This window comes from Rhodococcus sp. NPDC060086, from assembly GCF_042730275.1.
GTDB lineage: Bacteria > Actinomycetota > Actinomycetes > Mycobacteriales > Mycobacteriaceae > Rhodococcus.
Genome location: NZ_JBHWWZ010000008.1, coordinates 134,414 through 155,520, shown reverse-complemented (window position 1 = coordinate 155,520; position 21,107 = coordinate 134,414). Strand labels below are relative to the sequence as shown.

Annotated in this window: 15 protein-coding genes; 6 read left to right on the top strand and 9 right to left on the bottom strand. The window is 65.2% G+C overall.

The annotated features are described in order from the left end of the window. Nucleotides 1-62: 62 nt before the first annotated feature. Nucleotides 63-539: an RDD family protein gene (locus ACFWB0_RS07815; RefSeq protein WP_378489861.1), complete on the bottom strand. Its 477-nt coding sequence runs from the start codon at nucleotides 537-539 to the stop codon at nucleotides 63-65. Between the two features lie 213 nt (nucleotides 540-752). On the opposite strand from ACFWB0_RS07815, the gene glnA reads away from it, so the two are divergent. The 3 genes from glnA to ACFWB0_RS07800 all read left to right on the top strand — a co-directional run bounded on the left by glnA (nucleotide 753) and on the right by ACFWB0_RS07800 (nucleotide 4,989). After that, nucleotides 753-2,189, top strand: coding sequence for a type I glutamate--ammonia ligase (glnA, locus tag ACFWB0_RS07810; RefSeq protein ID WP_378489860.1), 1,437 nt, complete (start codon nucleotides 753-755; stop codon nucleotides 2,187-2,189). Nucleotides 2,190-2,353: 164 nt separating this feature from the next. Then, on the top strand, nucleotides 2,354-3,670 hold the full coding sequence (locus ACFWB0_RS07805) for a chloride channel protein (protein WP_378489859.1): 1,317 nt from the start codon (nucleotides 2,354-2,356) through the stop codon (nucleotides 3,668-3,670). An 86-nt stretch (nucleotides 3,671-3,756) separates the two neighbouring features. Continuing rightward, nucleotides 3,757-4,989 carry a DUF222 domain-containing protein gene (locus tag ACFWB0_RS07800; protein ID WP_378489858.1) on the top strand — a complete coding sequence of 411 codons (1,233 nt, stop codon included), beginning with the start codon at nucleotides 3,757-3,759 and terminating at the stop codon, nucleotides 4,987-4,989. A 91-nt stretch (nucleotides 4,990-5,080) separates the two neighbouring features. Here the strand turns inward: ACFWB0_RS07800 and ACFWB0_RS07795 are convergent, their stop codons facing one another. Then, complete coding sequence (locus ACFWB0_RS07795) at nucleotides 5,081-6,616, bottom strand: amino acid permease (RefSeq protein ID WP_378489857.1); 1,536 nt, start codon at nucleotides 6,614-6,616, stop codon at nucleotides 5,081-5,083. Nucleotides 6,617-6,832: 216 nt separating this feature from the next. Here ACFWB0_RS07795 and ACFWB0_RS07790 point away from each other — a divergent pair, with 216 nt between their 5' ends. Further along, entirely contained in the window at nucleotides 6,833-7,339 is a 507-nt protein-coding gene (locus tag ACFWB0_RS07790; protein ID WP_378489869.1) for an Lrp/AsnC family transcriptional regulator, read from the top strand. A gap of 64 nt (nucleotides 7,340-7,403) precedes the next feature. Here ACFWB0_RS07790 and ACFWB0_RS07785 read toward each other — a convergent pair whose 3' ends face one another. Together ACFWB0_RS07785 and ACFWB0_RS07780 are read right to left on the bottom strand one after the other, a co-directional pair. Beyond that, nucleotides 7,404-8,495 carry a Glu/Leu/Phe/Val dehydrogenase gene (locus ACFWB0_RS07785; protein WP_378489856.1) on the bottom strand — a complete coding sequence of 364 codons (1,092 nt, stop codon included), beginning with the start codon at nucleotides 8,493-8,495 and terminating at the stop codon, nucleotides 7,404-7,406. Between the two features lie 49 nt (nucleotides 8,496-8,544). Next, the gene (locus ACFWB0_RS07780; protein ID WP_378489855.1) at nucleotides 8,545-12,006 is read right to left on the bottom strand and encodes an indolepyruvate ferredoxin oxidoreductase family protein; all 3,462 of its coding nucleotides are present in this window, start codon (nucleotides 12,004-12,006) and stop codon (nucleotides 8,545-8,547) included. Between the two features lie 479 nt (nucleotides 12,007-12,485). On the opposite strand from ACFWB0_RS07780, the gene ACFWB0_RS07775 reads away from it, so the two are divergent. After that, nucleotides 12,486-12,815, top strand: a complete 330-nt coding sequence (locus ACFWB0_RS07775) for a hypothetical protein (RefSeq protein WP_378489854.1) — start codon at nucleotides 12,486-12,488, stop codon at nucleotides 12,813-12,815. 68 nt (nucleotides 12,816-12,883) lie between these two features. Here the strand turns inward: ACFWB0_RS07775 and ACFWB0_RS07770 are convergent, their stop codons facing one another. The 3 genes from ACFWB0_RS07770 to ACFWB0_RS07760 all read right to left on the bottom strand — a co-directional run bounded on the left by ACFWB0_RS07770 (nucleotide 12,884) and on the right by ACFWB0_RS07760 (nucleotide 15,850). Next, nucleotides 12,884-13,993, bottom strand: a complete 1,110-nt coding sequence (locus ACFWB0_RS07770) for an LLM class flavin-dependent oxidoreductase (protein WP_378489853.1) — start codon at nucleotides 13,991-13,993, stop codon at nucleotides 12,884-12,886. Further along, nucleotides 13,993-14,847 carry a hydroxyethylthiazole kinase gene (thiM, locus tag ACFWB0_RS07765; protein ID WP_378489852.1) on the bottom strand — a complete coding sequence of 285 codons (855 nt, stop codon included), beginning with the start codon at nucleotides 14,845-14,847 and terminating at the stop codon, nucleotides 13,993-13,995. The genes ACFWB0_RS07770 and thiM overlap by 1 nt, the downstream gene beginning before the upstream one ends. Nucleotides 14,848-14,920: 73 nt before the next feature. Continuing rightward, entirely contained in the window at nucleotides 14,921-15,850 is a 930-nt protein-coding gene (locus tag ACFWB0_RS07760) for a sulfurtransferase (RefSeq protein WP_378489851.1), read from the bottom strand. Between the two features lie 91 nt (nucleotides 15,851-15,941). Between ACFWB0_RS07760 and ACFWB0_RS07755 the strand changes: the two genes are divergently transcribed. Beyond that, nucleotides 15,942-16,631, top strand: a complete 690-nt coding sequence (locus tag ACFWB0_RS07755; protein ID WP_378489850.1) for a GntR family transcriptional regulator — start codon at nucleotides 15,942-15,944, stop codon at nucleotides 16,629-16,631. 33 nt (nucleotides 16,632-16,664) lie between these two features. Here the strand turns inward: ACFWB0_RS07755 and ACFWB0_RS07750 are convergent, their stop codons facing one another. Then, nucleotides 16,665-19,694, bottom strand: a complete 3,030-nt coding sequence (locus ACFWB0_RS07750; protein WP_378489849.1) for a bifunctional [glutamine synthetase] adenylyltransferase/[glutamine synthetase]-adenylyl-L-tyrosine phosphorylase — start codon at nucleotides 19,692-19,694, stop codon at nucleotides 16,665-16,667. A gap of 5 nt (nucleotides 19,695-19,699) precedes the next feature. Beyond that, nucleotides 19,700-21,037 carry a glutamine synthetase family protein gene (locus ACFWB0_RS07745; protein ID WP_378489848.1) on the bottom strand — a complete coding sequence of 446 codons (1,338 nt, stop codon included), beginning with the start codon at nucleotides 21,035-21,037 and terminating at the stop codon, nucleotides 19,700-19,702. Nucleotides 21,038-21,107 lie beyond the last annotated feature (70 nt).

The following is a 21,107-nucleotide window of genomic DNA, read 5'->3' as shown; positions in this document are numbered from 1 at the left end:
GCCGTCCCGATCGGGACGGCGACCCTCAGCCATTGGAAGGTATCAGCCGTAGCAGGAAGATATCAGCGCGAACGCACGAGCGCAGTGCCCGTCGCCCGGTCTTGTAGGCCCCTGCCGTCGATGTCGGTGACCAGAGCCGGAGCGATGAAGACGAGCAAGATCTGCCGTCCGAGGGCACGGATCAGTCCGACGCGGACAGGTGCGTCCACGCGAACCACCTGAAGCCCGGCGATGAACTGCCCCGGCGTGAAGGAGAACAACGTCACTGTGACGATCCCTACACCGCACCACACCAGAAGCGTGTATGCCGACAGCAAGGGGCTCTCGAGCGGATTGTCTCCCACCAGCGCCATCGCGATCGCCATCGACGAGAACCAGTCGATGACCAGCGCGAGAACCCGCTTCGCCGAAGAGACGAGCGCACCCGGGCCGTGTTCCGGAAGTCCGAGCCACTCCCCGGGATACTTCTGTTCCCCGCCCTGTCCCTGAGGAAGGGCCGCCGAGGGGCCCGATAGCCAACTACCCGTCATCCGCGCCATGGCACCAGGATAGTCTGGTACGTGCGGACCAGGGCAGACCCGTGCACCCGGCGGTGACCTCTACCACGTTCTTCGGGTCTCACAGCAGGGCAACCTGATGTGTAACACCGGCGAAACATAGGTTTGACGACCGGGCAACACCGGGTCAATACGGTCTGATCCGACGCAGGCGCCCAGCACCAAATGGCGCGCACCGACTGAAGGAGCACAAGCGTGGCGTTCACCACGGCCGAAGAGGTCATCAAGTTCATTGCGGACGAAAATGTCGAATATGTCGACGTCCGATTCACTGACCTGCCCGGCATCGAACAGCACTTCTCCATCCCCGCGAAGGCATTCAACCAGGATGTCTTCGAAGACGGCTTGGCATTCGACGGATCGTCCGTCCGCGGATTCCAGTCGATCCACGAGTCCGACATGCTGCTCCTTCCCGACGTGACCACCGCACGCCTGGATCCCTTCCGTGCAGCCAAGACGCTGAACATCAGCTTCTTCGTCCACGACCCGTTCACTCGCGAGTCCTACAGCCGCGACCCGCGCAACGTCGCCCGTAAAGCCGAGGAGTACCTCGCCAGTACCGGCATCGCGGACACCGCGTTCTTCGGCGCCGAGGCCGAGTTCTACATCTTCGACTCGGTCCGTTACGACTCCGCCATGAACGGTGCGTTCTACGAGGTCGACTCGATCTCGGGTAGCTGGAACACGGGTGCCGCGCGCAACGCTGACGGCTCTCCCAACCTCGGCTACAAGGTCCGCGCAAAGGGTGGCTACTTCCCCGTCGCGCCGTACGACCACTACGTCGATCTCCGCGACGCGATCTCCACCAACCTGTCCAACGCCGGGTTCGAGCTCGAGCGCGGCCACCACGAGGTCGGCACCGGCGGCCAGGCCGAGATCAACTACAAGTTCAACACGCTGCTCTCGGCAGCCGACGACCTGCAGCTGTTCAAGTACATCGTCAAGAACACGGCGTGGCAGCACGGTAAGACCGCGACCTTCATGCCGAAGCCGCTCTTCGGCGACAACGGCTCGGGTATGCACGTCCACCAGTCGCTGTGGAAGGACGGCAAGCCGCTGTTCCACGACGAGGCCGGTTATGCGGGCCTGTCGGATCTCGCTCGCTGGTACATCGGTGGCATCCTGCATCACGCGCCGTCACTGCTCGCGTTCACCAACCCGACGATCAACTCGTACCACCGCCTCGTGCCGGGCTACGAGGCTCCGATCAATCTGGTGTACAGCCAGCGCAACCGTTCGGCTGCGGTCCGTATCCCGATCACGGGCAACAACCCGAAGGCCAAGCGCCTCGAGTTCCGTGCACCGGACTCCTCGGGCAACCCGTACCTGAACTTCGCCGCTCAGATGATGGCGGGCCTCGACGGCATCAAGAACAAGATCGAGCCGCTGGCTCCGGTCGACAAGGATCTCTACGAGCTTCCGCCGGAGGAGGCCAAGAACATCCCGCAGGCCCCGACGTCGCTCCCCGCGGTCATCGACCGTCTCGAGGCCGATCACGAGTACCTCACCGAGGGTGGCGTGTTCACCACCGACCTGATCGAGACCTGGATCTCGCTCAAGCGTGAGCAGGAGATCGCTCCGGTCAACCTGCGTCCGCACCCCTACGAGTTCCAGCTGTACTTCGACTGCTGAGTCGAGTAACTGCTTCGGCACTGGTCCGCTCGCTCTGATTCACGCGAGCGGGCCAGTGCCGTTTCGAAACCTTCCACCCTTCGTACGAGTTTCCCCACGAACACAACCAACGGAAACCCGTGTTTCGGGAGGAAACTCTCGCAGATCCGTTTGAATGGTTCCCAATGGAGAACCCTGAGGCCCGATCCGTGACGAGCCGCGAGTTGCTCGTGATCTGCGTGTTGGCGACTATCGCCGGCGCAGTCATCGGTTTTGTCGGAGGTGCTTTCCGGTGGTGCTTGCACGTCGCGGACGCATGGCGTGCCCATGTTCTCGAGTGGGCACATTCCCTGCCCGGGCCGAATTGGCTGATTCCCATGGCGTTCACCGGACTGTGCGCCGCGACTGCGGCACTGATCGTCGGGCGGGTGCCCCTCGCCGCCGGAAGTGGTATCCAGCATGTGGAAGCAGTCGCCCGAGACGAAGCCGCGCCACCTCCGCTTCGGGTTGTACCTGCAAGATTCATCGGGGGCGTGCTCTCGATCGGTTCCGGCCTCGTTCTCGGGCGCGAGGGTCCGATCGTGCATATGGGTGCGGCAATCGGCTCCGAGACGGCGCGCCGGGCGCGCATGGACGACAATCACGTCCGCTCGATGCACAACGCGGTGGCGGGTGCCGGATTGGCCGTCGCCTTCAATGCCCCTGTCGGCGGCGCATTGTTCGTCTTCGAGGAGGTGACCCGGGACTTTCGATTCCGAACGGTCGTCCCTGTCCTCCTTTCAGTGGGCGCCGGAGTCGCCTGCTCCCGTGTGATCCTCGGTAATCGGCCGGATTTTACCGTGGAGAGGATCGACACACCCTCCATCACATTGCTGCCGGTGTTCTTGGTTTTCGGGCTCCTGACGGGGATCCTCGGTGCGGCCTACAACCGGCTGGTCATCGGCCCTCTCGAACTCGTCGATGCGGTCCACGCGCTGCCACCCGCAGCGAAGGCCGCACTGATCGGTGGTGGAATCGGCTTGCTGGCCTCACTCGCGCCCCTCGCCGCAGGCGGAGGCGATACGGTCTCGCAGCACGTGCTTGCCGGGGGTGCCCTCACTCTCCCCCTCATCTGTTGGTACGTCGTGATGCGGTTCATTGCCGGCCCGTTGTCGTACGCAGCCGGGACCCCGGGCGGACTGTTCGCACCACTTCTCGCGCTCGGTGCGCTATGGGGAATTCTGTATGCACGCATCGTGGAAGCGGTTGTCCCTGCAGTCGATTCATCGATCGCGCTACCGATGGCGATAGTAGGGATGTCTGCACTTTTCAGCGCGTCCGTGCGGGCACCGCTCACGGGAATCGTTCTTGTCGTCGAGATGACCGCCACGACGAGCGTTACTGTGCCCATGCTGATCGCGTCGGCAGGAGCGGTGGTCGTCGCACATCTCGCAGGGGTCGCTCCGATCTACGACAGTCTGCGCAAGCGGCTGCTCGCCTCCCCCGCGCCACCTGCAGAATGAACCACGCGCACTTCAGCCACCGCATAACTCGAACATATATTCTATTCGGTCTTGTAAATCGAAAGTGTGTTCTATACAATTCGATCATGGGTGGGGACCTCTGGAAACTCGACAACACACAACTCATCGCCGAGACGCTCGCCGTCTCCGCCGAAATCCATACCTGGCAGGTACACCGCGTCGATCTGATGATCGAAATGGTCGAACGCGACACCGTCAAAGAACACGGCCACCGCAGCCCCGCCCACTGGCTGTGTGCCGCCACGAACCTCGAGGTCGGTGAATGCCACCGAATCGTGTCGCTGGCACGGCTACTGCGACTGGAACCGGAAGTACGCGACGCCTATTCATCCGGGCTGTTGGATGCGGAGAAAGCGCGGCAGATCGCCTACTTCTGCCAGCACTACCCCCGCACCATGAACCCCTGCGACTTCGAGAAAGCCCGCACCATCCTGATCGAGCACGCCTCCGACAAGGTCGCCACGAAAGCGACCGTCCGGGCCCTGATCCGCCGACTCGAACACCTCTACAACACCGGCGACGGACCACCACCGGGCGAAGACTCCTCACGCAACGAACTGTTCGTCTCCACCACCTGGCACGGACGCGTCGTCATCACAGGGGAGTTCGACGCGGTCACCGGTGCCCGCCTGCGGCATCTGCTCTCCCCACTCGCCGCACCGAGACCCGAGATAAACGGCATCAAAGACGACCGGCCGGCATCGAAACGCAACGCCGACGCCTTCGATCAACTCCTGCAGTTCGTCGAAGCCGCCGGCCTCGTCCCCGTCGAAGGCGGTGTGAAGCCGCACGTCACGGTCACCGCCTCCATCAAAGACCTCACGAGCAACGCTGCGGTGAAGGAACTGTTCACACATTCACCCGAACATGGGTATGCGACCGAGCCGTGGGCCGGGCCGTTGTCGATCGATGCCGCCCGGATGCTCGCGTGTGATTGTCAGGTCACCCGGATCCTGCTCGACGAACACGGCGTGCCGCTGGCACACGGACAGACCCGCCGCACCGCAAGCAAAGAGCAGCGACGCGCCCTGGCCGTCCGAGATGGCGGATGTGCCTTCCCCGGGTGTTCGACACCCCCGGCGTGGGCAGATGCGCACCATATTCATCATTGGGTCGACGGCGGTGACACCGACCTCGACAACTTGGTGTTGCTCTGCGGACATCACCACCGGTTGATGCATCACACAGACTGGCACGTGGAAATCACGGAAGAGCGGCGGCCGCAGTTCATTCCACCCGCGAGTGTCGATCTGTTCCGCACGCCGATCCCGGGGAACAGACCGGAGTTGGTCGCCTAGCTCCACAACAGAACACGACAACAGCCACCGTTGCCAGGGCACCCGTGTGCCCTGGTGACGGTGGCTGCAGCCGTGAAGTTGCTGCGCCCGACTACACAGGCTCAGGCTCCCTGGCCTTCCCCTCTGCCGCAGCCCGCTCACCGGCTTCCGCTGCGAGTCGCTGCCCCAGCACGGACTTGCGGCGACCGTAGGCGAAGTACACGACCACGCCCAGCGCCATCCACACCGCGAACCGGATCCACGTCTCGACCGACAGGTTCAGCATGAGCCACCCACACGCGACCACCGCGAGGATCGGGACCCACGGCATCAGCGGCACCCGGAACCCGCGCGGTAGGTCAGGACGGGTACGTCGGAGCACCATCACACCGATGCACACAAGGACGAAGGCGAACAGGGTGCCGATGTTGACCATCTCTTCGAGCACCCCCATCGGGAACACCGCTGCGAGCACCGCGACGACACCACCGACGATCAAGGTGATGCGCACGGGAACACCCTTGCGGTTCGTTGTGGCCAGCTTGCGCGTCACCAGCCCGTCCCGCGACATCGCGAACAGCACCCGGGTCTGGCCGAGCATCATCACCATGACCACCGTGGTGAGTCCGGCGAGACCGCCGATGTTGATGACCATCTGCGCCCAGCCGATACCGTGCGCCTCGAATGCGGTGGCGAGGGTGGCGCTTCCATCCCCGACCAGCGGGCTCCCTGTCCGCAGATCGGTGTACTTGACCATGCCGGTCAGCACGAGAGTGACACCGACGTAGAGCACTGTGACGATTGCGAGAGATCCGAGAATTCCTCGCGGCAGTGCTTTCTGCGGGTTCTTCGTCTCCTCAGCGGTCGTAGCGACCACATCGAATCCGATGAAGGCGAAGAAGACGAGGCTCGACGCGGCGAGAAGGCCGTACCAGCCGTAACTGCTGCCATCGGCTCCCGTGAGCGCGGAGAACAGGGACTGATGCACGCCGTGCGCGACGTCCTGGGACTCTTCGGCCGGCGGAATGTACGGCGAGTAGTTGCTCTTGTCGATGTAGAAGATGCCGACGACGATGACGAGCAGCACCACAGCCACCTTGATCGCAGTGACGACCGCCGACACCCGCGACGACACCTTCGTGCCGATCGCGAGAACGATCGTGATCGCACAGACGATGAGCAGTGCACCCCAGTCGACGGAGAGCGGCCCCAAGTCGATCGCGGCACTTCCGCCGAACATGCCACCGAGGTAGAGCGACCACCCCTTGGCGACGACCGCGGAGGCCAAGGCGAATTCGAGGATCAGGTCCCATCCGATGATCCACGCGACGAATTCACCGAAGGTGGCGTAGGAGAAGGTGTATGCACTACCCGCGACGGGCACGGCCGACGCGAATTCCGCGTAGCACAGCGCGGCGAGCCCACAGGCGATCGCAGCGAGAACGAATGCCAACGAGATGGACGGTCCGGCAACGTTACCCGCGGTGCGCGCGGTGAGGGTGAAGATCCCGGCACCGACGACGACAGCGACACCGAATACCGTCAGATCCTTGGCGGTCAACTCTTTTCGTAGTCGCGAGCTGGGTTCGTCGGTGTCTGCGATCGATTGTTCGACTGATTTGGTGCGCCATATGCCGACTCCGGGCATGGTGTGCTCCTCGGGTGGGTTGTGGTGCCCGCCGAGCCCTGTGGACGATCGGTGGGCAACAGCTCAGGGGATGCGCGCCGCGGTACAGCAAGCTGCATTGCATGAGCATTTCAATGCAGCAATCATGGCACTACAGCCATCCGTGTCAAGAACTTTCGAATCAGCTGATCAGTATGATCAAATGGTGATACGCATCACAACAGAAAGGGTGTCATGGTGTTCAGTCTCGACCGGCTCGACACAGCTCTCCTTGCGGAGCTCACACACAACCCCAGGGCGGGCATCGTCGATCTCTCGGCGAAGCTCGGCGTGGCACGCAACACCGTCCAATCGCGGATCAAGAAACTCGAAGAATCCGGCGCGGTCACCGGGTATCGCCCGGTCGTCGACCTCCCCACGCTGGGGCTGCCCCTCCAGGCATTCATCGGCGCCGAACTCGTCCAGGCACGGATGGGCCACGTGATCGCCGAACTCGAGCGGTTCCCCGAGGTCCTCGAAGTGCACGCGACGACAGGACGCGAAGATCTCCTGATCAGAATGGCCGCCCAGTCGCAGGAAGACCTACTGCAGGTCCTCGAGCGCATCCACAGCATCGAAGGGGTCGCGCACACCACGACGACGCTGGCGCTCACCACCCCGGTGGCGTATCGCACGCAGCCGCTGCTCGAACATCTCACCCGAGACGCGGGGCACGGACGCTCCGCTTCCACCGGTCGACCCTGACAGCCCGTCACCACGACGAGGAGGGAGTCGCCCATGGGCGACTCCCTCTCACGATCAACGCGTGTCAGGCAGAATCGATGCGCTGCTCCGCAATTCGGTTCGCGGCGGCGCCGGGCATGATGTCCAGCTCCCGCGACACATCGAAGATCTCGACGGTGCGATCGAAGATCTCCTTCACCCGGCCGCGGACGGCAACAGCGTCGGAGCCGTCCACCTCACCGGCGACCTGGATCAGGCCTCCCGCATTCGCCACATAATCGGGAACCCAGGTGATACCGCGACCGCGCAGCACCCTTTCGACGCCCGGGTCGGCCAGTTGATTGTTGGCTGCGCCACACACCAAGGATGCATCGAGCACTCCCCCGGTCGCCGCCGTCAGTGTGCCACCGAGAGCACACGGGGCGTATACATCCAGCGACGACGTGAGCACTCCGTCGGCCACCTGCACCGATGGGAAGTCCACTGCGACCCGCGCCAGTGCTACCGGGTTCACGTCGGACACGACGATGTCGGCGCCATCGCGGGCGAGCAGTTCGACAAGCTGGTAGCCGACCTTCCCCAGCCCTTCTACGCCCACTCTGCGACCAGCGAGAGTGTCCCTCCCCCAGACGGTTCGGGCACCCGCCCTCATCGCCTGAAAGACACCGAGCGCGGTCAACGGCGAGCTGTCGCCGGACCCTCCCGCCGCCGTGGTCCGTCCCACCGCATGAGCGGTGTGCGCGCCGACCACGTCGAGGTCGCCGGCGTGGGTACCGACATCCGCGGCGGTGATGTACCGGCCGCCGAGCGACTCGACGAACCTCCCGTATGCGGCGAGCAGCTCGTCGCTCTTGTCGGTGGCCGGATCACCCAGGATGACGGCTTTGCCGCCACCGAGGTTCACTCCCGACACCGCCGCCTTGTATGTCATGCCCCACGACAGTCGCAGCACGTCCTCGAGTGCTGTCGCCTCGTCGGCGTAGGGATAGAACCGGGTGCCGCCGAGAGCCGGTCCGAGGGTCGTCGAGTGAATCGCGATGATCGCGCGCAGACCGGTGGCGGCGTCCTCGTGGAAGACGACCTGTTCGTGCGGCCGGTCGGTCAGGCATCGAGAGCGGCCGAAGACGCCGAGAGCGGGATCGGTGACGGTCGGGCGGGCGACAGTGGAGGTGGTCACGTTCGGGTTCCCTTCGGAGGATGCGAATCGGGTGGCAGGAGAGGACAACTCAGAACTCGGCATCGACGCCGAACTCTTCGAGCCGGGCGCGGTACTGCTCGACGGAGCGCAGTTTGATGTCCTCGTAACCGCGCACCATGTCCGGAAGTTCCGCAATCCGGACGGCACGGTCGTACGAGTCGGTGTTCAGATCGGCGACGATCTGCTCGATCACGGCGGTGTAGTGCGCGAGCAGTGCACGTTCGGTCCGCCGGACGTGGGCGTAACCGAACGGATCGAACCGGGTTCCGCGCAGGCGCTTCGCTTTGGCGAGCATCCGCAGGGTCGAATGCGACTTCGGTCCGAATCCGACCTTCTTGCTGCGTCCGAGCGCCCGCAGCACGGGCGGATGCAGGCGGTAGGTGAGCTGGTGTCCGCCGGGCACCTGAGCCTGCACGTCGTCGACGAAGGCGGGGTCGACGAGCATGCGTGCGACCTCGTACTCGTCCTTGTAGGCCGTGAATTTGAACAGGCCTCGGGCCACGGCCTCACTGAGGTCGGTGCGGTCGGTGAGACGACGTTCGGTGGCCCACACGGAGTGCACCCGTTCGATGTAGTGCGCAGCGAGCGCCTCGTCCTGGAAATCGATGAGAGCGGCAGCGCGGATCTTCACCAGTCGCTGCACTTCACCATCGAAAGCGGTGCCGTCGAACAACCGGTCCGGCGCGATCGTCACGGCACGGTCGCGGCGTGCCGGTTCGGTGGCCTCGCGGAACGCATCGGGGTCGGCGATCGCCGCGCGCCCCCACCGGAATGCAGCGATGTTGGTCGCCGCCGAGACACCGTTGATCTCGATCGCTTCCTCGATCGCGGCTGCCGGGATCTGCAGTCCTCCGAGTTGGTGCGCGGCGCCCACGATCAGGAAGTTCGCGGCGGCGGTCTCACCGAACAGCGCCTGCGACGCGGCGAGCGCGTCGAACGAGGCCAGTTCGCGAGTGGTCGCCTCGAGCCGCGCGAGCAGACCGTCCTCGTCGGGGTGACGGATCGACCGGTCGTACACCATGTCTCCGGTGGGTGTGCGGCTCGTCGACGCGACCGCGACGGTTGCGGCGGTGTTCGCGTAGGCGAGGTTCTTCGGCTCGGTGGCGGTGAGCAGATCGAGCGCGAGCAGGCACGATGCCCCACCTGTGCCGACGCGGTTGCCCGGTTCGAGGTCGCCCACGGCGAAGCGCAGGTGGGAGACCACCGGACCGGCCTTCTGACTCATCCCGATCTGGTCGAGCGATTCGACCTCGAATCCGGCACGCAGCGCCGCGGTGGCGAGCACCTGGTTGACGGTGACGATGCCGGTGCCGCCGATTCCGGCGAGGAAGACATTGCTGGTCCCTGTCGGAACGTCGACGGTGGTGTCCGGCACGGCGGGCGGTATCGGCGCGGTGCGCGGCTCGAGCTTCCGATCCGGTGTGGTTTCGACCGTCACGAACGACGGGCAGTCCCCGTCGAGGCACGAGTAGTCGGTGTTGCACGACGTCTGGTCGATCCGCGTCTTGGGGCCGAATTCGGTGTCGACAGGCTGGACCGACAGGCAGTTGCTCTTGACACCGCAGTCTCCGCACCCTTCACAGACCGCTTCGTTGACGACCACTCGGGTGGTGCGGGCGGGCAGGGTGCCGCGCTTGCGCTGACGACGCGCGTCGGCGGCGCAGTGCTGGTCGTAGATGAGTACGGTGACGCCCGGAACCTCCCGCAGCAGTTTCTGTGCTTCGTCGAGCCGGTCACGGTGCCAGACCACAGTGCCTCGCGCGAGGGTCCGCTTGCGGTGCCGCGCGGGTTCGTCAGAACAGATGATGATCTTGCGGACGCCCTCGGTTGTGAGTTTGTGAGTCAGGGCGGGGATCTTCAGGGCGCCTTCGGCATCCTGCGCGCCGGTCATCGCAACAACGTCGTTGTAGAGCAGCTTGTAGGTGATGTTCACGCCGGCCGCGACACATGCCTGGACGGCGAGTTGACCGGAGTGGAAGAAGGTTCCGTCGCCGACGTTCTGGAACATGTGCCCGATGTCGGTGAACGGTGCCTGCCCGATCCATTGAGCGCCCTCCCCACCCATCTGGGTCAGGCCCGTCACGGCACTGTCGGTGCGACCGGACAGGGTGACCAGGGTGTGGCAGCCGATTCCGCCGCCGCCGATCGAACCCTCGGGCAGGGCGGTGGAGCGGTTGTGGGGGCAGCCGCTGCAGAAGTACGGGGTGCGCGAGGTGGAGAGAACTTCGAGTGGCAACTGCGGCAGGGGGCCAGGACCGAGTTCGATGTACTCGCGCAGCACGCGGCGGAGCGGCCCGCGGATCCGGCCGGCGGTCAGTTCGCCGCCGAAAGGCACGAGCGGACGCCCATCCGCATCCTTCTTGCCGAGGATGCGCGGCGCGGAATCCGTCCCGTAGAGGATCTCTCGGATCTGGGTTTCGACGAAGGCCGTCTTGTCCTCGACCACGATCAGTTCGTCGAGTCCGCGCGCGAAATCCCGGACGAGGTCCGGCCCGAGGGGGTACGGCATTCCTATGCGCAGCAACCGAATTCCCGCGCGATGCAGGTCCGCGTCGGCGACGCCGAGGTCGAGCAGCGCCTGCCGCAGCGCGTCGAAGGTGGTTCCGGTGGCCGCCAGGCCGATCCGGGCGTGCGTCGGATCGACCTCGACGACGTCGAGTGCGTTGGCCTTGCCATAGGCCAGGACGGTCTTCCAGCGCGGCCCGTACAGGTCGGCCTCGGCGAGCACGCTGTCGCCCGGGGCCGCCATCGGCCGCTGGCGGTACGTGAACGGCCGCCCTTCCCATTCGATCTCGGGGACGATGATGGACAGATCCGACACCGACCCGTCGATCGACCAGGCCCCGTCGGCAACGTCGGCGACGATCTTGAGCGCAACCACACACCCGGACGCGCGTGACAAAGCGACACCGTGCAGGCCCATTGTGACGATCTCGGCAGCGTTGCGCGGGTACAGCACGGGGATGCCCAGTGCCGCAAGGGACCGTTCACTCACCGCGGGCACGGTGGAGGATTTCGACGCCGGGTCGTCGCCGACCATGAGCAGCATGCCGCCGTGCGGGTCGACGCCGTACATGTTGGCGTGCCGCAGCGCGTCGGTGGCGCGGTCGAGGCCTGGCCCCTTCCCGTACCAGACGCCGACCACACCGTCGTGGGTCGGAGTGCCTGCCCCGAGCTGTCCTTGACTCCCCCACACCGAGGTCGCTGCGAGCTCCTCGTTGAGACCGGGGGTGAAGGTGATGTCGTGCTCGGCGAGGACCTTCGGCATGCCGTGCAGCATCTTGTCGAGGCCACCGAGTGGGCTGCCCTGATAGCCGGAAATGAACGTCGCGACCCGGCGGCCGTCGCGGATGTCTCGCACATGTTGTTCGACGAGCTGCCGCGCAATTGCCTGCACGCCGGTGAGCAGGACCGTGCCCGAACCGGATCGATACCGGTCGTCCAGGTCGTAGGGATGTCGTTCACTTTCGCGGATCGTGGTTTCCGTCATCGCGCACCACCGTTCGTTCGGCGCGGCACTCGATTCATCGCGCCGCTTCGATCACATCATTTGGTTCAGTAATGCTCGCGATATATGCCCGAAAGTGTCAACGAAAAAATTTTCAGCAAGTCATTTTGATCTCATGTGACCTGACGCACATGCAAATAGGTGCGCAGTGTGATCAGTCCCGCATCGGCGTGACTCCCGCGTTCGACGTCTCGGAGGACAGCAAAGTCACTTGCACACGCGCGTACAGTTGATGAGGTACGACACATTTTGTCGGAATTCCCGGCAGAAGTTTCGGGGATGCGCTAGGCACCGCGCTTCTTGCGACCGAGGGGGTCGGCGCTCTCATGTGAGGTGGGGATCCGCGCATTCGGTCGGCAGGCCACAGCATCGCTCTGCCGACCTGGACACCGGGCACGCTGATCACGAGGCACGCCCGGGCAGAGCACTGAATACCGACCTGTCTCCGAAAGGAGGCCGTCATGCGTACGACTATTTCGGCCGCAGCATGCGCAGCCGCCGGCGCCCTGCTTCTGAGCCCTCTGGCGGCGGGGATTGCAACAGCCCAGAATGCACCGAACACCGTGGGAATGTCGCAAGAGCAAGCAACCAGGGTATTGAACGATTCGGGCGCGCCCTGGCACATCATCAGTCGGGCAGGCAGCACACTTCAGGACTGCACAGTGACCGAACAACGCGACCTCGGCTACGACACCGAGACCGAACAGGAATGGGACTACGACAAAGAAGAATGGAAAACTGTGGAAGTCGACGTGTGGCGGGGAGTCGGACTGATCATCTTCTGCAACTGAGAGCGACACGGCCCCATGCATGTTCGAAGGGAACACGCACGGGGCCATCGGCAGCGGAGTCCGAGGACTCAGAGTTCGCGGAATCTCGGAATCAGATGTTCGGCGACATGCTTCGCCTCGTCGATGAGCGGCCAGCCGGCCAGGATCAGCGAGGTCAGCCCCGTCCTGTCGCGTAGCGTCCGCACGTGTCCGGTGATCTCGTCGGGTGTACCCGCGTAGTACACCGCCGACGATCCGGTCGCGAAGATGTCCAGCGGCGACCATGCCGTGATGCCCGCGTAGAGCCCGTCACCGAGGTACAGATCCTCGGGCTCGGGAAGCTTTCCCGCGTTGATCGTGTCGACCCAGCCCTGACGCTGCGCATCGCGGGCGGTGAAGGTCTTCAGATCCTGTTCTCCATGGGTGCGACGCCGGACCGCATTGTCGAGCACCTCGCGGATCCGGTCGATACCGGCGTCCTCGAACAACGACCGGAACCGGTCGAGCGCCTCCGCCTGCGTCGGCCGCACGATGACGCCCGACAGCGCGCCGAAATCGGTGTATTCGCGTCCTTCAGCGGCCGCCGACTCTCGCGCCGCGGCGAACTTGGCTTCGACGAAGGCCGTGTCGCGCAGCATGATCAGGTAGGCGTCGAGAACTTTACCTGCGTTCTGCAGCCCGGCAGGTGAATCGCCTGTACCCCACAGCGGTACCGAATGACCACCGGAGGGCGGATCGATGCGCAGGGGCGTGTTCGGGAAGTTCGATTCCGTACCCTCGGCGTAGATGCGGTGGAAGTCGGCCCAGTACTGTTCACCGAGTTCGTAACGTCGGTCGTGCTCGACGTTCATGTCGTACTTCGTGAGGATGTTCTCGCGCCCGTTGACCGAGTTGATCATCAGTCGGCCGCCACTGAATGCGTCGAAGGTGAGCGCCTTCTCCGCAAGCAACCGGGCCGGTGTCATGTTGGCATACACCGCGACGAGAAACTTCATCCGACTGGTGTGTGCCGCAGCCCAGGTCGCGGAGATGAATGGATCGTTCGGCCAGGTCGCGACGAGCGCCCCGTCGAAACCACCCTCATCGATGGTTTCGGCAAGCTCGATCTGCCGTCGACCGTCGACGGGATACAGCCCGTCGGGGCTCCACGGGTAGTCGCCATCGGCCTGTGTGAGATACCAGAAAGTCTTGATGCCCATCAGTTTTCGTCCTTCTTCGGCAGTTCGATTGCCTCGATGCGGGCGCGGGCGCGCAGGGTGTCGGCGTCGACCGCGTAGAGCGCATCGAGGTAGGCCACCGCGAACGAACCCGGGCCGGACGAGTTCTGCTCGGCGATCTCGGCCGCGACCGCGACGTGCGTGTGCGCAGCCGCCAGTCCGATCAATGCGGTCGGGGCGACCGCAAGGTAGGCGGCGACAAGCCCGCCGAGCGAGCAGCCGGTGGAAGTCACCCGGGGCAGCATGGCGCTGCCGCCTGCGATGCGCAGCCCGGTGACCGCACCGTCGCGGTCGCGGCCCACGAGATAATCGACCGGACCTGATGCGGACACCGCATCGGAATGGTCGAGCAGGGCGAGCGCTGCCGGGATCGCCGCCGCCGCCTCGTCGGCACTGTCGACGCCGCGTGTGTCGCCGCCCAGCCCCGCCAGCGCGATGATCTCGGAGGCGTTGCCACGGATCGCAGTGGGCCGGTAGGCGAGCAGGTCTGCGGCAAGTCCGGTACGCCACGGCAGCCCCCCGACACCGACCGGGTCGAGGACCCACGGGGTTCCCGCGTCGTGTGCAGATTCGGCGGCTGCAGTGAACGCGGCGGCGGTGCCGTCGTCAGGTGTCCCGAGGTTGACGAGAACCCCACCGGCGATGCGCGCGAAACCGCCCGCTTCGTGGGCGTTGTCGATGTGGGCGTTGCTGGCACCTGCCGCGAGCAGAACATTGGTCAGGAAGTTCGCGGACACAATGTTGGTCAACGACTGCACCAGCGGGGTGCGGGAGCGCAGCTCGTCGAGAGCGGCGGCGAGATCGTCGATCGTCGGCGCGTTCGTCGTGGGGGTCATGGGGTTCCTGTCACAGGGGCGTCGGGTCTGGCTGGGGCGAGGAGTCGGCACACACGGTGCCCCGTACATCGCGTCATACCGCTCCCCTGTCGTCCGAGATCATCGGCAGCGTCGGATCCTCGGTCCACTCCGCGAGCGATCCGTCGTAGACCGCGATGTCGTCGTGACCGATCCGAACCAAGGCGAGCGCGACCAGACATGCGGACACCCCGCCACCGCAGTAGACGACAAGTGGACGCGCAGCGGCGGCCAGTGCGGATTCGACCTGCGCTGCGAGCTCCGAGCGAGTGCGCAGGACTCCCACATCGAGGAGGCTCTTGGCAGGTAGGTTCCGGCTGCCGGGGATACGGCCGCGACGCGCGTATCTCGTGGTCGCGGTGCCTGCGAAGTGTTCGGGGTCGAGTGCACACAGCAGCGTCCCCTGGGCCGTACCCGCACTGACGGCAAGGGCGTCGTCCCGGTCGCGCCACAGGCCATGGTCGGTGACATCCACCGGTTCGATCCCTGCCCGCGGTTCGGACGGTTCCGAGGAGATCGGTAGGCCGAGTTCGGTCCAGCGGGCCAGCCCACCGTCGAGGACTCGCGCCGCGATGCCGATGTTGCGCAGCATCCACCACACCCGCGACGCCCAGGTCATCTCCCCTGCGTCGTACACCACGATATCGGTGCCGGACCCGGCACCGATGCGGGCCAGTGCGGCCGCCAGGTGTTCGGGTTCGGGCCGTGTGAAATGCAGCGGCGCGTCGGGCGCACTGAACTCGCCGAGCAGATCGACGTGCACGGAGCCGGGGATATGCGCATCCGACCAGGCCGAGAGCCCGGATTCTGGGCGGTAGTCGCCATCGAACCGCGGCTTCGGAAACGAGACGGAGGCGTCGAGAACGACGAACGCCGCAAGGTCGCGCGCAAGATCCTCGGCGGCGACCAGCACATTGTCACCACGGGAATCGTCGCCACCACGGGAATCGTCGCCCCGTACAGCCCTCGGCATCTCCTCGATCACCTCTGCGACGCTAAACGACGAATAACGTATACGCAAGTATACAATTGTCGTCGATGGCATAATCTCCGCATACACCTGCGAAAGGGGAGCAATGACCGACCGGGACACCACGGCCGACCTGACCGGCTCACTACTCGGAGAGCTTCCCACCGGACGCGACGATCAGACCTCGAAGCAATACCTGAGGCTGCGCGCCGACGTCCTCGCGGGCAAGTTCCCCCGCGGCACTGCTCTGCACGAGACTCAGCTCAGCGAGACCTACGGAGCCTCACGCACCCCCATTCGGGAAGCCCTGAACTGGCTTGCCCACGACGGTCTGCTCGAGCGCGCCACACGGGGATTCCGGGTCCGGTCGGGAACTCCCGAGGACGTCATCGAGATCTACGCCGCGCGAGTGGCCCTCGAATCCGAAGCCGCCGGAGCCGCAGCAATCCGCCACACCGAACTCGACCTCGCCCGACTCGAGCAGCTCCACACCTTCTGCTGTTCGGCCTCCGACGACACCGACGTCCGCGCCGGGAACTTCCGCTTCCACGAAGCACTGTGGCAGGCCGCCCACAACGCCACCATCACCGCACTCCTCATCCGGTTGACCACACAGCTCCGGATCTACGACTCGGGCCCGCCGTCGACCTACGGCGAGCCCGACGTACTCAACGACGAACACGACCTGATCTTGACTGCACTGCGTGCACGCGACGAGTCGGCCGCCCGCGAACACATGCGTGCGCACCTCGAACGCAGCCGCGAACTGCGCATCAAGATGTTCGCCGGAGGCTGAGGTTCGGAGGCTGAGGTTCGGAGCACGAATGCTTCAGTGCCCGTTGACTTCTCCGCCGAATACCCGCTCGACCACTGCCCTCGCACGACGCGTCACTCGCAGGTAGTTGTCGAGGAACTCGGACGCATCATCGCTGTCTCCGCCCGCGGCGCTCGCCACAGCCGCGAGTTGCCGACCCGGACCTGGAAGCTGATCGCTCGGCTTTCCCCGCACCAGAACGAGGGCATTACGCGCACGGGTGGCGGTGATCCACGCGTCACGGAGCAACTCGACGTCGGCCGCACTGATGAGTTCGGCGGCACCGATCGCGTCGAGCGTCTCGAGGGTCGACGTGTTGCGCAGCGACTCGATCTCGTGCGCGTGCTGGAGTTGCAGCAATTGCACGGTCCATTCGACGTCGGACAGTCCGCCGCGACCCAGTTTCGTGTGAGTCGCCGGATCGGCGCCGCGTGGCAGCCGTTCGGAGTCCATCCGAGCCTTGATCCGGCGAATCTCCCGCACCGCATCCTGCGTGACCCCGCCTTCGGGGTAGCGCACGCGGTCGATCATGTGAAGGAAGCGGAGCCCGAGCTCGGGGTTGCCCGCGACGGTGTGGGCACGTAGCAACGCCTGGATCTCCCACGCCTCTGCCCACTGCGTGTAATACGCCTCGTACGACTCGAGGGTGCGCACCAGTGCACCGCTGCGTCCCTCGGGGCGCAGGTCGAGATCGACTTCGAGCGGGGGGTCGGTGCTCGGCGCTCCCAGAAGTGAGCGGACCTGCTCGGCGACGGACACCGCCCACTTCAGGGCGACGGTCTCGTCGGCGCCGGGCAGCGGTTCGCACACGAACAGCACGTCGGCATCGGATCCGTAACCGAGTTCGGCACCACCGAGCCGGCCCATGCCGATCACTGCGATACGCGCAGGCGCCGGACCCTTCGTACGTTCGGACCCCCGGATCACCGCGGCCAGCGCAGCTTCCAGAACCGCCGACCATACGGACGAGAGCGCTTCGCACACTTCGGGCACCGAGAGCATCCCGAGGAGATCCGCGCTCGCGATCCGCGCGAGTTCCGCCCGGCGCAGTGAACGCGACGCCGCGATCGCCCGCGCAGGGTCGTCGTAGCGCGACGACGACGTGACAATCGCCTTCCACACCTCGGCAGGTTTCGCTTCGAGCAGGCGCGGCCCTGTGGAGGCAGCGGCATAGAGCCGGATGACGTCCGGTGACTTGATGAGGAGTTCGGGCACGTACGCCGAGGTTCCCAGCACCTTCATCAAGCGTTCCGCGACCGAAGGCTCGTCGCGCAGCACCCGAAGGAACCATACCGTGTCGTACAACGCGTCGGACAGTCGACGATACGCGAGCAAACCACCGTCGGGATCGACTGTTTCGCCGAGGGATTCGAGCAACTGGGGAAGCAACAGGGCCTGGATCCGCGCCTTACGGGATGCTCCCCCGGACAGCGCAGCGAGGTGTTCGAGGGCATGCCGCGGTGCGGTGTAGCCGAGCGCCGCGAGCTGCCGGACGGCAGCGTCCGGCGACAGACGCACCGCGTCCTTCTCGAGCCGGGTCACCGATTCGAGGAGTGGACGGTAGAACAAGCGCGCGTGGAGCCGACGGATTCGCGCGGAGTTGCGTTTGATCTCCGACTGAAGGACGCCGAGCGAATCGTTGCGTCCGTCCGGTCGCATGTGCGCCGCGCGCGCGAGCCAACGCAGGTTCTCGCGGTCGTCCGGAGACGGAAGGGTATGGGTGCGCTTGAGTCGTTGAAGCTGCAGACGGTGTTCGAGCAACCGGAGGAACTCGTACGACGCGCGCAGATTCGCGGCGTCGTCACGCCCGACGTATCCGCCGTCCGCGAGCGCGGACAACGCTTCAACGGTGTTGGACACACGCAACGACTCATCGGTGCGGCCGTGCACCATCTGCAGTAACTGCACCGCGAACTCGACATCGCGCAGACTGCCTTTTCCGAGTTTGAGTTCGCGTTCCCGCAGATCCTCCGGGACGAGTTCTTCGACCCGGCGACGCATTGCCTGCACCTCCGGCACGAACGCTTCGCGTTCCGAGGCCGTCCACACCAACGGGCTCAGCGCTTCGATGTAGCGACGCCCCAGGTCGAGGTCGCCGGTCATCGGTCTGGCCTTGAGCAGTGCCTGGAATTCCCACGTCTTGGCCCACCGGTTGTAGTACGCCACGTGGGATTCGAGGGTGCGCACCAATTCGCCGCGTTTCCCTTCGGGGCGGAGCGCGGCGTCGACTTCGAAGAACGCCGACGTTCCGATGCGCATCATTTCGCCCGCGATACGGCTCGCCCGCGCATCGGCGGGCTCGGCGACGAAGATCACGTCGACGTCACTGACGTAATTGAGTTCGCGCGCACCGCATTTACCCATCGCAACGACTGCGATGTCATGGGGGCACGGCTCATCGGGGATGACGGTGGCCAACGCCACTGCGAGCGCCGCGGTCAGTGCGGCGTCGGCGAGATCGGAGAGCCGTTCGCCCACTTCGAGGTAGGGCACGACCGGTTCGTTCTCGACCGTCGCAGCAAGATCGGCTGCGGCGATGAGCATGAGTTGATCACGGTACGTCGTCCGCAATGCCGCAACGGCGTCCGGACCTGTGATGCCTGCACGGTGGATCAGTCGGTCGGACCGCCCACCGGTTTCTGGGACCGACGCGACGCAGTCGAGCATCCGGACGGTGAACGTGTGCCGGTCGGGTAGTTCGAGAGTGCCGGTGAGCATGCGCCACCGGTCGGGGTGTGCGACGACGTGGTCGCCGAACGCCGCAGAGGAACCGAAGAGGGCGAGCAATCGTCCCCGAAGGCTCTTGTCGATACGCAACGCTTCGTCGAGCTCGGCCCATCCGCGCTCGCCGAGTACGTCGGCGAGGCGGCTCAGGGTCCGCAGCGCGAGGTCTGCGTTGGGCGCCCGGGACAGCGCCCACATCAGTTCGATGCTCCCGACGTCCGTCCACCCCAGTTGCGCCAGCTCGTCGGCCGCGGTGCGTTCGACGAGTCCGAGCCGTCCGGGCCCTGGGATGGCGGAGCGCGCAGGCGGCGGCTTCACCATGGCGTCTACAGCCCCAGGTACTGCTCGAGCTCGAACGGGGTCACCTGACTCCGATAGTTCTCCCATTCCCGCCATTTGTTACGCAGGAAATAGTCGAACACGTGTTCACCGAGGGTTTCGGCGACCAGTTCCGAGTTCTCCATCTCGCGCAACGCGATGTCGAGGTCGGTGGGCAGCTCCTTGTAACCCATCGCCCGGCGTTCGGCGGCCGTCAGTGCCCACACGTCGTCCTCTGCCTCGGGCGCGAGGGTGTAACCCTTCTCGATGCCCCGCAAGCCGGCCGCGACCAGCACTGCGAACGCAAGGTACGGGTTGCAGGCCGAGTCCGGGGTACGGATCTCGACTCGGCGCGACGATGCCTTGTTCGGCGTGTACATCGGTACGCGGACGAGCGCCGATCGGTTGGACGGCCCCCAGCATGCAGCGGTGGGGGCTTCACCGCCGTGCACGATGCGCTTGTACGAGTTGACCCACTGATTGGTCACCGCGCTGATCTCGGGCGCGTGCTCGAGGATGCCTGCGATGAACGCCTTGCCCGTCGCCGAGAGCTGCAGCGGATCGTCCGGGTCGTGGAATGCGTTGGTCTCGCCCTCGAACAACGACATGTGGGTATGCATGGCCGAGCCCGCGTACTGCTGGAAAGGCTTGGGCATGAATGTGGCTCGCACGCCCTCTGCCATCGCGATCTCTTTGACCACGTAGCGGAAGGTCATCACGTTGTCGGCCATCGACAGCGCATCGGCGTACCGCAGGTCGATCTCCTGCTGACCGGGCGCGGTCTCGTGATGGCTGAACTCCACGGAGATCCCCATCGATTCGAGTGCGTCGATGGCGTGGCGACGAAAGTGTGGTGCCGAACGATGCACCGACTGGTCGAAGTAGCCTCCGTCGTCGGCCGGGACCGGCGGAGCACCGGGTTCGCCGTTCTCGACGAGGAAGAACTCGATCTCGGGGTGCACGTAGCAGCTGAAACCCAGATCGCTCGCCTTGTTGAGCTGACGACGCAACACGTGCCGTGGGTCTGCCCAACTCGGGGTGCCACCCGGCATGGTGATGTCGCAGAACATCCGCGCCGAGTACTGGTGGCCGCGGTCGTCCATCCAGGGCAGCACCTGGAAGGTCGTGGCATCGGGGCGCGCGACCATGTCGGCCTCGGAGATGCGGGAGAAGCCCTCGATGGCCGAGCCGTCGAAGCCGATGCCTTCTTCGAAGGCACCCTCGAGTTCGGCCGGGGCGATCGCCACGGATTTGAGGGTCCCGACAACGTCGGTGAACCACAGACGCACGAACCGAATGTCGCGCTCTTCGAGGGTGCGGAGCACGAACTCCTTCTGGCGATCCATATCGGCGAGCGTAGGCATGATCCGTTAATTCCGTGTTACATCGCCCATTCCCATTCGTGGCGTGTCGCTC